Origin of the sequence: Synechocystis sp. PCC 6803 substr. PCC-P (assembly GCF_000284455.1) — a bacterium.
GTDB lineage: Bacteria > Cyanobacteriota > Cyanobacteriia > Cyanobacteriales > Microcystaceae > Synechocystis.
This window is the reverse complement of the sequence record NC_017039.1, coordinates 1,344,132-1,359,393: the sequence shown is the minus strand read 5'-3', so window position 1 is coordinate 1,359,393 and position 15,262 is coordinate 1,344,132. Positions and strand designations below refer to the sequence as shown.

General features: G+C 48.7%; 15 protein-coding genes. 10 read left to right on the top strand and 5 right to left on the bottom strand.

What is annotated here, in order from left to right; all coding sequences use genetic code 11:
- Positions 1–54 precede the first annotated feature (54 nt).
- The 3 genes from SYNPCCP_RS06390 (at position 55) to mnmA (ending at position 3,817) form a co-directional block, all read left to right on the top strand.
- Positions 55–1,521, top strand: coding sequence for a glycoside hydrolase family 13 protein (locus SYNPCCP_RS06390; RefSeq protein WP_020861692.1), 1,467 nt, complete (start codon positions 55–57; stop codon positions 1,519–1,521).
- Between the two features lie 8 nt (positions 1,522–1,529).
- The gene (locus SYNPCCP_RS06385; RefSeq protein ID WP_010872437.1) at positions 1,530–2,627 is read left to right on the top strand and encodes a hypothetical protein; all 1,098 of its coding nucleotides are present in this window, start codon (positions 1,530–1,532) and stop codon (positions 2,625–2,627) included.
- Positions 2,628–2,740: 113 nt separating this feature from the next.
- The gene (gene mnmA, locus SYNPCCP_RS06380; protein ID WP_010872436.1) at positions 2,741–3,817 is read left to right on the top strand and encodes a tRNA 2-thiouridine(34) synthase MnmA; all 1,077 of its coding nucleotides are present in this window, start codon (positions 2,741–2,743) and stop codon (positions 3,815–3,817) included.
- On the opposite strand, the gene SYNPCCP_RS06375 is transcribed toward mnmA, so the two are convergent.
- Both SYNPCCP_RS06375 and SYNPCCP_RS06370 read right to left on the bottom strand, forming a co-directional pair.
- A complete protein-coding gene (locus tag SYNPCCP_RS06375) occupies positions 3,814–5,205 on the bottom strand; it encodes a TldD/PmbA family protein (RefSeq protein ID WP_010872435.1) in 1,392 nt (463 codons plus the stop codon). The two genes, mnmA and SYNPCCP_RS06375, sit on opposite strands and share 4 nt — an antisense overlap.
- A gap of 87 nt (positions 5,206–5,292) precedes the next feature.
- Positions 5,293–6,273 (bottom strand): LmbP protein, encoded by a 981-nt coding sequence (locus SYNPCCP_RS06370; RefSeq protein ID WP_010872434.1) that lies wholly within the window; start codon positions 6,271–6,273, stop codon positions 5,293–5,295.
- 189 nt (positions 6,274–6,462) lie between these two features.
- Here SYNPCCP_RS06370 and SYNPCCP_RS06365 point away from each other — a divergent pair, with 189 nt between their 5' ends.
- Positions 6,463–6,771 (top strand): YkvA family protein, encoded by a 309-nt coding sequence (locus tag SYNPCCP_RS06365; protein ID WP_010872433.1) that lies wholly within the window; start codon positions 6,463–6,465, stop codon positions 6,769–6,771.
- 164 nt (positions 6,772–6,935) lie between these two features.
- On the opposite strand, the gene purT is transcribed toward SYNPCCP_RS06365, so the two are convergent.
- Positions 6,936–8,111, bottom strand: a complete 1,176-nt coding sequence (gene purT, locus SYNPCCP_RS06360; RefSeq protein WP_010872432.1) for a phosphoribosylglycinamide formyltransferase 2 — start codon at positions 8,109–8,111, stop codon at positions 6,936–6,938.
- Between the two features lie 217 nt (positions 8,112–8,328).
- Here purT and SYNPCCP_RS06355 point away from each other — a divergent pair, with 217 nt between their 5' ends.
- From SYNPCCP_RS06355 to psbC, 4 genes are all read left to right on the top strand, one after another.
- A complete protein-coding gene (locus tag SYNPCCP_RS06355; protein ID WP_041425957.1) occupies positions 8,329–8,733 on the top strand; it encodes a YidH family protein in 405 nt (134 codons plus the stop codon).
- A 54-nt stretch (positions 8,734–8,787) separates the two neighbouring features.
- Positions 8,788–10,131, top strand: coding sequence for a chromosomal replication initiator protein DnaA (dnaA, locus tag SYNPCCP_RS06350; protein ID WP_010872430.1), 1,344 nt, complete (start codon positions 8,788–8,790; stop codon positions 10,129–10,131).
- A 337-nt stretch (positions 10,132–10,468) separates the two neighbouring features.
- Positions 10,469–11,527, top strand: a complete 1,059-nt coding sequence (gene psbD / locus SYNPCCP_RS06345) for a photosystem II D2 protein (photosystem q(a) protein) (protein WP_010872429.1) — start codon at positions 10,469–10,471, stop codon at positions 11,525–11,527.
- Entirely contained in the window at positions 11,511–12,893 is a 1,383-nt protein-coding gene (gene psbC / locus SYNPCCP_RS06340; protein WP_014407100.1) for a photosystem II reaction center protein CP43, read from the top strand. Before psbD ends, psbC begins: the two co-directional genes overlap by 17 nt.
- 429 nt (positions 12,894–13,322) lie before the next feature.
- On the opposite strand, the gene SYNPCCP_RS17580 is transcribed toward psbC, so the two are convergent.
- A complete protein-coding gene (locus SYNPCCP_RS17580) occupies positions 13,323–13,817 on the bottom strand; it encodes an IS630 family transposase (RefSeq protein WP_010871314.1) in 495 nt (164 codons plus the stop codon).
- Positions 13,811–14,170, bottom strand: a complete 360-nt coding sequence (locus tag SYNPCCP_RS17575) for an IS630 transposase-related protein (protein WP_010872427.1) — start codon at positions 14,168–14,170, stop codon at positions 13,811–13,813. Before SYNPCCP_RS17575 ends, SYNPCCP_RS17580 begins: the two co-directional genes overlap by 7 nt.
- Before the next feature lie 173 nt (positions 14,171–14,343).
- Here SYNPCCP_RS17575 and SYNPCCP_RS06325 point away from each other — a divergent pair, with 173 nt between their 5' ends.
- Both SYNPCCP_RS06325 and SYNPCCP_RS06320 read left to right on the top strand, forming a co-directional pair.
- Entirely contained in the window at positions 14,344–14,592 is a 249-nt protein-coding gene (locus tag SYNPCCP_RS06325; RefSeq protein WP_041428174.1) for a hypothetical protein, read from the top strand.
- A 97-nt stretch (positions 14,593–14,689) separates the two neighbouring features.
- Positions 14,690–15,250 (top strand): phycobiliprotein lyase, encoded by a 561-nt coding sequence (locus tag SYNPCCP_RS06320; RefSeq protein ID WP_010872426.1) that lies wholly within the window; start codon positions 14,690–14,692, stop codon positions 15,248–15,250.
- Positions 15,251–15,262: the final 12 nt, after the last annotated feature.

Here is a 15,262-nt window from a genome sequence, read left to right as displayed (position 1 = left end):
CACCATTACGACAGGGTAAATATTAACAAATTATTAACAAGGACTAGAATCACCATGGTTACAACCCCAGATTGGGTGAAAAAAGCCGTTTTCTATCAAATTTTTCCTGACCGTTTTGCCATCGGCCAACAACAGGCGATCGCCGTCGCTCAACAACCAAAGCTAGAACCATGGGAGGCCCCGCCAACGGTGCAGGGTTATAAGGGGGGCAACCTGTGGGGAGTGATCGAACATTTGGATTATCTCCAGGATTCGGGCATTACCGCTTTATACTTGACCCCCATTTTCCAGTCCGCCTGTAATCACCGTTATCACACCCATGACTATTACCAAGTGGATCCTCTACTGGGGGGCAACGAGGCGTTGCAGGCTTTACTAACCCAGGCCCACCGCCGGGAGATGAAAGTAGTCTTGGATGGAGTGTTTAACCATGCCAGCAGGGGTTTCTACTTTTTCAACGACATTTTGGAAAATGGCCCCCATTCTCCTTGGTTAGATTGGTTTCACATTGAAGATTGGCCCCTATCAGCCTATGACGGTTCTCTGCCAGCTAACTATCGGGGCTGGGTAGATTTGCGGGCCCTGCCCCAGTTTAACCATGACCATCCCGACGTACGGGAATATTTGATGCGGGTGGGGGAGTATTGGATTGCCCAGGGCATTGATGGTTGGCGTTTGGATGTGCCCGATTGTGTCAAAGCGGAAGGTTTTTGGCAAGAATTCCGCTGCAGGGTCAAGGCCATTAATCCAGAAGCCTACATTGTGGGGGAAATTTGGTGTGATGCTAGCCCCTGGTTAGCCGGAGATCAATTCGATGGGGTGATGAACTATCGCTTTACCGAACCTACCGTAGCTTTTGCCATTGGCGATCGCCTGCAAAAAGAACATCTACGGGGGGAAGAATATCGTCCTTACCCAGCCCTAACTGCAGAAGCCTATGGGGAAAGAATTAGCCAACTGCTGCAACAACATCCCTGGGAAATTCAGTTAACCCAATTAAATTTACTCAACAGCCACGACACCGCCCGCTTATTAACCCTAGCCAATGGCGATCGGCCCAGCGTTAACCTCGCTCTTTTACTGATGTTTACTTTCCCCGGTGCTCCCTGTGTTTACTACGGAGACGAAGTGGGTTTGCCTGGGGAGGCCGACCCCGATTGTCGCCGAGTTTTTCCTGCTAAAACTGACTGGGACTTGGATTGTTGGGAATTCTACCGCCAATTGATTGCCCTGCGCCATCGCTATCAATGTTTGCAATTGGGGGATTACAAAATTATCGCCACGGCAGGTATGGGCTATGTTTTTCAACGGCAATACGGCGATGAAACCCTAATGGTTGCCGTTAATAGTGGTGACAACATAATAGAAATTATATTATCTCCAGACATAATAAATTTGGATAAAATAGACATAGCTGAACCTGTATTTAGCGCTAATGGTGAGACCGTAATTGACCGGAACACCGCAGGGTTACTTTTGACCATGGCCCCTCAATCAGGAGCAGCTTTCGCCATCATTTGATTTTGGTCATGAAGCTAGCATTTTTTCAAAAATGTCTATCTTTTCTGGGGTTTATTTGGTTGCTATCCTGGGAAGCTCCACCTGTTCAGGCTTTTTCTTGTTACATTGTGCCAGGCCATGAATATCTGACTAAATTTGCGCTCACAAGACTCCAATCCAGTGATGATAAATTAACTAGGGTTTTTTATGGTGATTATGTCGGCGGCGTAAATTATTTATCCCATCCTTTGGCCTATGGCAATGTGGTTAATGATTTTCCTCAACTTGATCCGGCATTTGCCACAAGTTTAATCGGAATTTTGCTGGGACAGGAATGGGAACATTTTACCGCCCAAGAACAGAAAAAAATACTGACTGGGATGATCGAACACAGCGAATCCCATTCCCAGGTAATGCATTTTACCCGTAATTATCTTGACCCGCATCAACAACAGGCTCTTAGTGCCAAAGAGTCTTGTATTCTGTCTCAAAATTTTATCAAAAATGCAGTAATTTATGGCACTGAGGTAATGGCGGGCCAACAAATAGTCAACCAAAACTTGGACCGCTATCAACGCAAACAATTGGGTTTAAAATTTATTGGAGCATCGCTCCATACCGTCCAGGATTCTTTTGCCCCAGCCCATGTTAAACGTCATCCCCAGACCCATTTATTAACGGACGTTTGTAGTTTTCGTTATCCTTATTTCGGTCGTAACCAAGCATCAGTGTATTCCGTTGGTTGTGTCCATACCGTATTTGCTCACGAACGTGACTTTGGTGGGGGATCTATCCTGGAAGATGATCAAATTTGGCAGCGGAGCCAAGACCATTGTCAAATTCAAAGTAATGGCATGGTCGAGAAAAGTTTTAACTGTCTAACGGATCAAGCCCAATTGGGCACCATAGTTAGTCAGGATTTTTTAGCATCCCTAGTTCCTTTTCTAGACCAAGCCCTAAGGAAGCAGACGGTAGCCTATGAAGATCTGACAATGGTGTTGGACGATTTTTTAAATATTTACCATCCTTATCCAGCAAAAGGTTTGACGACCCAGGGCATTATGGCCTGTGATGGTTTAGCAGACTTCACTCCCCACACCCGCTTTGAATATCAGGAAAATTATTGAATCAAGGTTTTATTCATGCTCATTTTCTGGCGGTAGTTTTTCTAGGTTAAGCTGGGTTAGGGCCTATTTGTTAAAGCAACCCCTGTCAATTTGGAGCGCAGAGTAAACCAGCAATGACGCAAAAAGTAGTGGTGGGACTATCCGGCGGAGTAGATAGTTCGGTGGCGGCGGCCCTGTTGCACCGTCAAGGTTATGCCGTGGTGGGAGTTACCCTCTGGTTAATGAAGGGTAAGGGTCAATGCTGTTCGGAAGGGCTAGTGGATGCCGCTTCCATTTGTGAGCAGTTGGGGGTGCCCCACGAAATTGTGGACACCAGAGATTTATTCCAAAATCACATCATTGATTATCTGGTGCAGGGCTACGGCGAGGGCGTGACCCCATTACCCTGTTCCCAATGCAATAAGGCGGTCAAATTTGGCCCTATGCTGCAATATGCTCAGCAGTCCCTCGGTATCGATAAAATTGCCACGGGGCACTATGCACGCATTCGCTTTAATGAAGCCAGTCAACGCTACGAGTTGTTGCGGGCGGTCGATCGCCAGAAGGACCAATCCTATTTCCTTTATGACCTATCCCAGGAAATTTTGGCGGCCACCCTGTTTCCCCTGGGGGAGCAAACCAAAACTGTGACCCGACAGTTGGCAGCGGAATTTGACTTGAGCACAGCGGAAAAAAAAGATAGTCAGGATTTATGCCTGATTGAAGCCCATGGCTCCATGCGGGACTTTTTGGACAAATACATCGCCCCGAAAGCGGGGGAAATTGTTGATCTGTCCGGGGCGGTGTTGGGCCACCATGAAGGCATTCATCACTACACCATTGGCCAACGGAAAGGGTTAGGTATTGCGGCGGCGGAACCGTTATACGTGGTTAAGCTCGATCCGGTGATGAATCGGGTCATTGTCGGCGATCGCCAGAGTGCGGGCAGTGGGGAATGCTACGTACAACGGCTCAACTGGGTTTCCATTCCAGAGCCAACAGCCCCCATCCGCTGTGAAGTGCAGGTGCGCTACCGTTCCGCTCCAGTGACCGTCAATGCCATTCCCTGGCACGATCAACAAATCAAACTGGTCTTTGACGAACCTCAATTTGGCATCACTCCAGGGCAAGCCGCAGTGCTCTATGACGGCGATCGGGTGTTAGGGGGAGGTATTATTTGCCCCCAAAAGTCCGAAACAGCAGGGGTCTAGGCGGCATCGCCCCCCACCACCACATCCCGGATGCGTAAACTGGGGCCACCGCAACCCACCGCCAAACCATTTTGGCCCCCTTTGCCACAGCCCCCAGACTCATCCCAATAAAAGTCGTCGGCGATCGCCTCGATGTTAGCCAGGGTTTTAAACACATTGCCGGACAGGGTCACATCTTTAACCGGTTCCGCTAGCTGACCATGGCGGATCATCCAGGCCTCTCCAGCGCTAAAGGTGAACATTTCCCCGTTGGTCATACCCCCCAGCCAATTTTGGGCATAGATCCCTTCCTCAATGCCGTCTAACAAATTAGCCACAGGAGTTTCGCCCCGGCCAATCCACGTATTAGTCATCCGCACAATGGGGGGATAGTGGTAGTTCAAACAGCGGGCATTGCCAGTGGGTTTTTCCCCCAATTTCCCCGCCGTTTCCCTGGAATGGAGCCTACCCACCAATTCCCCATCTTTAATCAACTGGGTGGTACTGGCGGGCACCCCTTCATCGTCAAAACCATAACTACCCCGGTGCCCTGGTGGAGCCGCTCCATCAAAAATTTGTAATTCCGGCGGGCCAAAGCGCCGACCCAAACTCATCACTTCCAAAAAGTCGGGATTTTCGTAGAGCATATCCGCTTCGGACAGATGGCCAAAGGCTTCGTGGACAAATAACCCAGTCAAAATTGGGTCAATCACCACCGGATAAGTTTTTCCCTGCACTGTGGGCAAAGTTAACGCTTTCACTGCCCGTTGGGCCGCCCCCTGCACCACCTGGTCTAAATTTTCCAAATCCCCGTAGCCCCGGCGGGAGCCTGTGGTTTCTCTACCTACTTGAACGCCGTTGCCATCTTTGGCGGTGGCCGCAAAACGCATTTCCAAATCCCACCAACATTGCTCCAACAGAGTCCCTTCCGAAGTAGCTAGCAACACCGTTTGTTGGCTGTCGCTGTAGCGCACATGGGTGGTGGTAATCTTATCGCTGGTGCCCCGGAGCAAATCATTGTAGTGGTCACACAGAGCTTTTTTATCAGCCAAACTAATCTGGCGGGGATCTTTGCCCGTTAAAGGATTGATAAAGGTTTGTTGAACCGGATCAATGGGAGCCAACAGGGTTTCATCATCCCCAATTAATCGCGCGGCGGCGATCGCCTCTTCTAGTCTTTGGCGTAACTGTTCCCAACGGTTAAAACTGGCAAAACCCCAACCCCCTTGATGACAAACCCGCACCTGGCCACCCATGGCAATACCCTCACTGAGGGTTTCCACCTGGTCACTCCGCAAGCTAATTTGGGTTCCTTCGGACTGTTCCAAACGAATACTGATAAAGTCTGCCTGGGACTGGTAACGGCCAATTAGTTCCGGCAAGGTGACTTTAATGGTGGCTAAGTTCATGGGCAAAGAATTAGGGCGTCATCATCCATGATACTTTTCCTGCCCTTGCTTGACCGTCAGGGTCCATGGAAATAAACAGCTTTCAACCTAAGAGAAGATGATCTGGGAACCAGGGGCATTAATTTTTACCGACAAGACTTGATGATCCTTAAAAGTTTCCGCCAAACGGGGATGCACTGATGGGGGGGCAAAAAATAACATAAAACCCCCTGCTCCAGCCCCCAGCAATTTACCGCCCCAGGCCCCGGCTTCCCTTCCCTGTTGGTAAATGCGGTCAATGTCGCCATTGGAAATGCCCACATCTAAACTTCGCTTTGCCTGCCAGGCTTGATCCAATAATTCTCCGAAGGCTGACAAACATTGGTTACTAGTTAAAATGTCCCAACCTTTGTCCACCATGGCACGCATCAGTTTCAGGGTTTCTCGATTATCACCCACCCTTTTTAATTGCTTTTCCACCACATTGGCTGCCCGCCGTTTAATGCCGGTAAAAACAATAAAAATATGTTCTTCAAACTCCGCCATCCTTTCCGGGGCCATGGTGACCCGACTGACCACAATATCGTCTTCCTTGCGAAATTCCACCAAGTTAAATCCCCCCATGGCGGCCATTAGTTGATCCTGACAACCCACCTTGTCTTTGACCAAATGCCTTTCGACATAAATGGCTTCATAGGCTAAATCCAAAGGACGGATAAATTCCCCTTTAAAAGAGTGCAGAGCCTGGAGCAAGGAAACCGTAAAAGCAGAGGAAGACCCCAGACCGGTAAAAGCTGGTAAATCCGCCACGTTATGAAGCTCAATATCTTTTTCTAAACCACAGAATTTCAAGCATTCCCGAAAAACCACGTGCTCCATTTCGCTAGGATTTTTAACCAATTCCACTTTGCGGTAGGAAACGCGAATGGAATAGTCAAATAAATGACTCAGAAAAGGACTAGCAGTAACGTAGGAAAATTTGTCGATTGCCGTAGCTAGAACCGCACCACCATGCTGGAGAAAATACTCAGGATAATCGGTTCCCCCACCAAAAAAACTAATGCGGACAGGGGCACGGGAAATCAGCATGGGCCTGGCAAAGACAAGGTTAACGACAGATACATTATTGCCGACTGGGGGGCAATGTCAGCGCTCAAAAGAGAAACTGCTGGCTAAACCCAAGGCTAGAGGGAAATCCGTCCCCAAGCCTGGGAGTTTTCCCCCCCGGAGCCCCCATTGGATCTGCCAAAATTAAATTGTTCTTTCCCCCCGCACCCCATGAAATTTTCCCTCGAGTCTCTCTATGGTTGGTACCGTCAAATGCTGAACCATCCCCGGTACCGTTGGTGGATTGTCCTCGGCTCCTTGGTGTATCTCCTCAGTCCCATCGATTTTCTGCCCGACGTTTTCCCCGTACTTGGTTGGATTGACGATGGTTTAATTGCCACTTTGCTGGTATCGGAAATTTCCCAAATGGTTCTCACTGGCTTAAAAAACAAGACAACCAAGCAGGAAAAGGATGCCCCCCAGGAAACCGTGGTGGTGGATGTGGTGGATGTGGTGGGACAGGACGTGGCCCACAGTTAATTCGGTCGGGTCAAACCTGAAATGTTCTTAAATTTCCCCTGATTCCCTAACTGCGGAAAATTTTCAGATCCTGAGGATTTCGACAACGGAATACAGTGACCAAAACCCAGAGCTTTTTAACTTCCCCCAGGGAATCTCTCCTTAGGGAAGTTTTTGTTTGTCTGTTATTCTGTTTGCACTATTACCTTTTCCGCCACAGTTTGGGCTAAACGTCGGGCTGCATCGACCGATTCTGCCTGGGCTAGGGCAACTCCTAAACGCCTATGGGGTCTGGCATTGGGCTTACCAAATAAACGCACATCGGTGCCGGATTCTGTTAAAGCTTCTGCTAATCCGGCGTAACTAAGCTTTTCCCCAGCTTCTAGAGCGAGGATAACTGCGCTGGCGGCGGGCCCCGTTTGTTTAATTTGAGGAATGGGTAAACCTAAAATGGCCCGCAAATGTAGCTCAAATTCGTTCAAGTTTTGGGAAATGAGGGTAACCATGCCAGTGTCATGGGGCCGGGGGGACAATTCGGAAAAAATCACTTCCTCCGGGGTAATGAAAAATTCCACTCCAAAAATACCCGCCCCCCCCAGAGCATCGGTAACGGTTTTGGCGATCGCCTGGGCCTGGGCTAGTTGCCTTTGGGTTAAGGGGGCTGGTTGCCATGATTCTTGATAGTCTCCCCGTTCTTGGCGGTGGCCAATGGGATCACAAAACAGAGTTTCTCCCTGCCATTGGCGGATAGTTAAGAGCGTAATTTCCAACTCGAAGGGAATAAATTCCTCCACAATCACCTTGGTCTGATCCCCCCTCGCTCCGGCGATCGCCGCTGACCAGGCCTGTTGCACCTCTCCTGCATTGTTAACTACAGATTGCCCCTTACCCGAAGAAGACATGACCGGCTTGACCACATTGGGAAAACCAATGGCCTGGCTTACCTCCTCTAACTCGGCCAAACTGGTGGCGTAATTGTAACGGGCAGTACGTACCCCCAACTGTTGGGCGGCCAACTCCCGAATCCGGTCCCGGTTCATGGTCAGATTGGTGGCTTGGGCGGTGGGAATGACCCGATAGCCCCCGGCTTCCAGCTCCAACAATTTTTCCGTGCGGATGGCCTCCACTTCTGGCACAATCCAATCCGGCTGATATTTTTTTACCACTGCTTCCAGGGCATTCCCATCCAACATAGAAATGACTTCGGCAACCTGGGCCACCTGCATGGCTGGCGCATCCGGATAACGGTCCACCGCAATGACCCGATTGCCCAATCTCTGGGCGGCAATGGTAAATTCCTTGCCCAATTCCCCAGAGCCGAGTAACAGAAAAGTTTGGGGCAAAGTGACAGGATTGGCCATGGTTAAATGTTAGAGGGTGGGGGTTAACCGGCTAGGGATCTGGTTTTTCTCAGTTTCCCACAGTTATTGCCTATTGCCCCCTCAGCTCTGGGACAAATACCTGGTCATATTGTCCAAAGTCTCTGGGCTTTGGGCCTTTTGCTTGGGTTTGGCTTTAATAGGGGATTTTAGCGTCCATTTTTTTGATAAACAGCAAATTTACTTGCTAGCGAAATGTATGGATAATTATCCCCCAACTCCAGAGCCCTATAACTTAGCCAATGAATTGGCCAAGGAACGGAATCGGGCCGCCGCAGAAAGGACATTAATGGCTTGGATTCGCACCAGCCTTTCTTTGATCAGTTTTGGCGTGGGCATTGACCGTATTGTCGCTGCCATCCATGGCGCGTTTCCGGGGGGCAGAAATGGTTTTCACCTATCCCGGACTTTGGGTTTATCCTTTATTATCATTGGCACCTTAGCCCTACTGGCGGCGGCCATTAATCACCGTCAGGATTTAAAGCACATTGAACGGGGACGTTTCACTTACCAGTCCCGTCTTTCCATTAGTTTTGTGGTGGCGATCGCCTTGGTGGTGGTGGGAACCTTTGCTTTTTTAGCAATCATGTTCCAATCGTTTTAGGCCGTTCACGCTCACCAATAGAGTTTTCCTACTAAGTATATTTGTATATTTTTGATGGTCTCCTGCGAAAATCTTTGGCAACAGGCCCTAGCAATCCTGGCAACCCAGTTAACCAAACCGGCCTTTGACACTTGGATCAAAGCATCAGTCCTAATTTCCTTGGGGGATGGGGTGGCCACCATTCAGGTGGAGAATGGTTTTGTCCTGAACCATCTGCAAAAAAGCTATGGACCACTGCTGATGGAGGTACTGACGGATTTAACAGGCCAGGAGATCACGGTGAAGCTCATTACCGATGGCTTGGAACCCCATAGCTTAATTGGCCAGGAGTCTTCTCTGCCCATGGAGACCACCCCTAAAAATGCCACAGCGCTCAATGGTAAATATACTTTTTCTCGTTTTGTGGTGGGGCCCACCAATCGCATGGCCCATGCGGCATCTTTGGCTGTAGCAGAATCCCCCGGACGGGAATTTAATCCTCTTTTTCTCTGTGGCGGCGTTGGTCTAGGCAAAACCCACCTCATGCAGGCGATCGCCCATTACCGACTGGAAATGTACCCTAACGCCAAGGTTTATTACGTTTCCACAGAAAGATTTACCAATGATCTGATCACGGCCATCCGCCAGGACAATATGGAGGATTTCCGAAGCTATTACCGCAGTGCAGACTTTCTACTCATTGACGACATTCAATTTATTAAGGGCAAGGAGTACACCCAAGAGGAGTTTTTCCACACCTTCAACAGTCTCCACGAAGCGGGCAAACAAGTGGTTGTAGCCTCCGACCGTGCTCCCCAAAGGATTCCTGGCTTACAGGACCGGCTCATTTCCCGTTTTTCCATGGGCTTAATTGCCGATATCCAGGTGCCAGATTTGGAAACCCGCATGGCCATTCTGCAAAAAAAGGCTGAGTACGACAGGATTCGTCTGCCCAAGGAGGTCATTGAGTATATTGCTTCCCATTACACTTCCAACATCCGGGAACTGGAAGGAGCCCTGATCCGGGCGATCGCCTACACGTCCCTATCGAACGTGGCCATGACAGTGGAAAACATTGCGCCGGTGCTCAATCCCCCGGTGGAAAAGGTGGCCGCCGCCCCGGAGACCATCATCACCATTGTGGCCCAGCATTATCAGTTAAAGGTTGAAGAACTACTCAGTAACTCCCGCCGTCGGGAAGTTAGCCTGGCGCGTCAAGTGGGGATGTATTTAATGCGTCAGCACACAGACCTGAGTTTGCCTCGCATTGGGGAAGCCTTTGGCGGGAAAGACCACACCACCGTGATGTACAGTTGCGACAAAATAACCCAGCTCCAGCAAAAAGATTGGGAGACCAGTCAGACCCTCACTAGCCTCAGTCATCGCATCAATATTGCCGGCCAAGCCCCGGAATCCTAGACCCCTGGCGATCGGCGATTATGAGAGTGAATATGTCAGAATGTAAAATATTTGCTAATAATATGTAGATGCGTTTCGGCAAGGAACGCCAACATAAGTGCAGGTTTGGCCCCTGTGGCCTGGCTTGCTACCCATAAGAAAATGGCATCAGGAGAACAAATATTGTTCCACCGACAGGCCGCATTTGGGTTTTGGCCAACCGCTATACCCCGGCGGTGTAGTTTCCAATCGTCTCGTCTTATTAGAGAATGGAGTCTAAATGGCATAACCCAAATTACAAAAGCCTCCTTTAGAAATTCTTGCCTTTGATGCTAGCTACGCAAGAGGATTTGCATTTATGACTATTGCAGTCGGACGCGCCCCAGTCGAAAGAGGATGGTTTGATGTCCTCGACGATTGGCTAAAGCGTGATCGTTTCGTATTTATTGGTTGGTCTGGTTTGCTGCTCTTCCCCTGTGCCTTCATGGCCCTGGGGGGATGGCTAACCGGCACCACCTTCGTTACTTCCTGGTACACCCACGGTCTAGCCAGTTCCTATCTAGAAGGAGCTAACTTTTTGACCGTGGCGGTCTCTTCCCCCGCCGATGCCTTCGGCCATTCCCTCCTGTTCCTCTGGGGACCCGAAGCCCAAGGTAACCTGACCCGCTGGTTCCAAATCGGTGGTTTGTGGCCCTTCGTTGCCCTCCACGGTGCCTTCGGTCTGATTGGCTTTATGCTGCGTCAGTTCGAAATTTCCCGTCTGGTTGGCATTCGTCCCTACAACGCCATCGCCTTCTCTGGTCCCATTGCGGTGTTTGTCAGTGTCTTTTTGATGTACCCCTTGGGACAATCCAGTTGGTTCTTTGCCCCCAGCTTTGGGGTAGCGGGAATCTTCCGGTTCATTTTGTTCCTGCAAGGGTTCCACAACTGGACTTTGAACCCCTTCCACATGATGGGAGTGGCAGGGATTTTGGGCGGCGCCCTCCTCTGTGCTATCCACGGTGCCACGGTGGAAAACACCCTGTTTGAAGATGGGGAAGATTCCAATACTTTCCGGGCATTTGAACCCACCCAAGCAGAAGAAACCTATTCCATGGTGACCGCTAACCGTTTCTGGTCTCAGATTTTCGGTATTGCTTTCTCCAACAAGCGGTGGTTGCACTTCTTCATGTTGTTCGTGCCGGTAACTGGTCTGTGGATGAGTTCCGTCGGTATCGTCGGTTTAGCCTTGAACCTACGGGCCTATGACTTTGTCTCCCAGGAGCTACGGGCGGCGGAAGACCCGGAATTTGAAACTTTCTATACGAAAAACATTTTGTTGAACGAAGGGATGCGCGCCTGGATGGCTCCCCAAGATCAACCCCATGAAAACTTTATCTTCCCTGAGGAGGTTCTCCCCCGTGGTAACGCTCTCTAATACTTCGATGGTGGGGGGACGTGACCTTCCCTCTACCGGTTTTGCTTGGTGGTCGGGAAATGCCCGGCTGATTAATCTTTCCGGTAAATTACTTGGTGCCCACGTGGCCCACGCCGGTTTGATCGTTTTCTGGGCTGGGGCCATGACCCTATTTGAAGTTGCCCACTTCATTCCCGAAAAACCCATGTATGAGCAGGGTTTAATCCTCCTGCCCCATATTGCGACCCTGGGCTGGGGCGTTGGTCCCGCTGGAGAAGTGACTGATATTTTCCCCTTCTTCGTAGTAGGGGTGCTGCACTTAATTTCTTCCGCAGTTTTAGGTCTTGGGGGTATTTACCATGCCCTCCGTGGCCCGGAAGTATTGGAAGAGTATTCCAGCTTCTTTGGCTATGACTGGAAAGATAAAAACCAGATGACCAACATCATTGGCTACCACTTGATCCTGTTGGGTTGTGGTGCTCTGTTACTGGTCTTTAAAGCCATGTTCTTTGGCGGTGTATACGACACCTGGGCCCCCGGTGGTGGGGACGTACGGGTGATCACTAACCCCACCCTCAACCCGGCGATTATCTTCGGCTATCTGCTGAAAGCGCCCTTTGGGGGAGAAGGTTGGATCATCAGTGTCAACAACATGGAAGACATCATCGGTGGTCACATCTGGATCGGTTTGATCTGTATTTCCGGTGGTATCTGGCACATTCTGACCAAACCCTTTGGCTGGGCTCGCCGGGCTCTGATTTGGTCTGGGGAAGCTTATCTTTCCTACAGCTTGGGTGCTTTGTCTTTAATGGGCTTCATTGCCTCCGTATTTGTTTGGTTTAACAACACTGCCTATCCCAGTGAATTCTATGGCCCCACCGGCATGGAAGCCTCCCAATCCCAAGCCTTCACCTTCCTGGTGCGGGACCAACGGTTAGGTGCCAACATTGCTTCTGCCCAAGGCCCCACTGGTTTGGGTAAATACCTGATGCGTTCTCCTTCTGGGGAAATCATCTTCGGCGGTGAAACCATGCGTTTCTGGGACTTCCGTGGTCCTTGGTTGGAGCCCCTCCGTGGACCCAACGGTTTGGATTTGGACAAACTCCGCAATGACATTCAGCCCTGGCAAGTACGTCGGGCCGCTGAATACATGACCCATGCTCCCCTTGGTTCCTTGAACTCTGTGGGTGGGGTTATTACCGACGTTAACTCCTTTAACTACGTATCTCCCCGGGCTTGGTTGGCTACTTCCCACTTTGTCCTTGGCTTCTTCTTCTTAGTTGGTCACCTCTGGCATGCTGGTCGTGCTCGGGCGGCGGCCGCTGGGTTTGAAAAAGGTATTGACCGGGAAACGGAACCCACGTTGTTCATGCCTGACCTCGACTAGATTGAGACTTTTCTGATTTTGCAAAGGTTTTGCTTTAGTTAAACCCAATTGATTAGTGTCCCCTGCCCATTTGGTGGGGGATTATTATTTTTAAGATAATCCTATTTTTTGGAGTGAGGCCAGTTACCTATTAGACGCGCGACTCGAAAGTCGTTCAGGGGAGTTGGAACGGCTTCCAAAAACCTTTCCCCGCTGGTGTTTAACTGGATGGGGATGGCCCCTTTGGAATGTTCAAACACTAATGGGAGGGTAACCAATGCCGACCCCTTTAGCGAAAACAGGATGTCTCAATAAGCGAATGCTACCGACCGAAAGTTAACCGGAATCCATATTTCAAGACGCTGCTTGAGCCGTATACAGTAAAGGTTGTATGTACGGCTCTGAGGATAGGGATCGGAATATATAGTAGATTCAAATAAGACTGAGATGCTAAACGCCACAGTAAGAGCGGATAATTTCATCAAGAGACGTGTCAATAGGAGCGTACATTCTAGCTCGTTTCAAGGCACTAAAGTCATGCTCAATATCATTTAAATCAGGAGAATACTTTGGCAAAAAAAGAACTTCATGACCTGCTTCTTTAGCCAATTCTTTAATGGCAGTTTTACGATGAATAGGAGCATTATCCATTATTAATATTGATGGAATGTCGAGGGAGGGTAGTAAATATAATTTTAACCATCCTTCAAAGCCTTCTGCATTCAAACTCCCAGTAAAAACCATCGGTGCAATCAAATCTTTTTTTCCCTTTCTTCTCCCTGCTACTAGATTTTCTCTGACTCCCCTTTTTCCTTGTCTATCTCCATAAACTTTTTTTCCTTTTTTTGACCAGGCATAAATACAAGCCTGGATTGCTTCGAATCCAGATTCATCTATGTAAACTATAGCTTGACTACCATAGAGCTTGATTAGTTCTCTTAACATTCTATAGTACTTAACTCGTTCCTCCCGGTTTCTTTCTCGATAACATAGTTCTTTTTTTTTCTGTTTATTTTCATTTTCTTTAATGCGTAATATACGGCACTCGGCCTCACTCCAAATTTCTTGGCTCTGTCTATCAATCTTGCATCGGGATTTTCTTCTACGTCTTTTTTTAGAGCTTCCCAGTCTAATTTCCTATGGCGACGCTCTACTTTTGTTGGGCTTAAATCTACTCTATTTAACCATCTGTATATCGAGACTTTTCCTATTTTATATATCTTGGAAGCCTCAGTTATTTTTCCTCCAGCTTCTATATAAGCTACTACTCTTTGCCTCAAATCTAAACTGTAAGCCATTGTTTAAACCTGTTCATCTTGTACACCCCATGATTTTACATTAAATTCTCTCATCGCTAATTGAAATGACTATAACTAAAACTTGCTCCTTTACCCGATCGTTAGATACTCTGTTTAGGTAGCAAAAGCGTAGCAGCGTTACCCATTGTTTTAAAGTATTGAAGGAATTTCTGATGACCTATGACAACACCGATCCCAAACAACATTCATCTTTAAAAGTTATCTATCGTTTTTTGGGAGGGGCTACAGTTGGTGCTCTTGTACTGCTAATTCCTGTGACATATTCGACATTTGACAATTTTGGACTTGTTCAGGTAGGTGTTGCATCATTGCTAGTTACATTATGTGGCTTACTGTCAATTGTTTGGGGTGAAAAATTTATTGACGTGGTAATGCGAATGCTGAATGGTACTGGTCTCTAGGCGAGTGCGATCAAGTAGTTCATTTAGACTAATTGCTAGGTTGTTAACGCCAATTTCCGCAGATCCCCTGCCATCGATTCACCCCCAATAGCCTAAAATGAAGCCTGTTGCCCCAAGAAGCTTTTTCGCTATGGATTTTTTGGAATTTATCACCGCCTGGGAAGGAAAATGGCTTTCCCAACGTACTAATTATAGTTTTGAGCAAAATGAAGCGGGCAATGCCAAATCCGATGTGACGGTGCAAAGGTGGGATAGTCAAACTGAGCTTGGGCGATCGCTCCTGGAGCGGGCCGGGTTAAAAAATCAAGGGGAGTTAATCCTGCTACAACTGAGTTGGGATAATTCCGTAGACTGGGGCAAGTCCAAACAAAAGGGCACCATCTATTATGGCTTTTTACCCGATGCTGACCATGGAGATCGGGGTCAACTATGGCGGGGCACAACGAATTCCAACTTGGCTTTCCTAAGGGGTGATTATCATTTAGGTTCTGATGAATGTTTGACCCTAAATCTAGGGGATGGGGAGACTAGTTTAACGGAAAGGCATTGGTATGCTAGTCCTAATCTCCGACTCCGCACCAGTTTGATCCAGCAGGGAGAAGGTTATAGTCATAGTGCCTTCTATTCTGATATTCGTCGTTTGCCTCCGGCAGAGTAACAGTTATCAAGT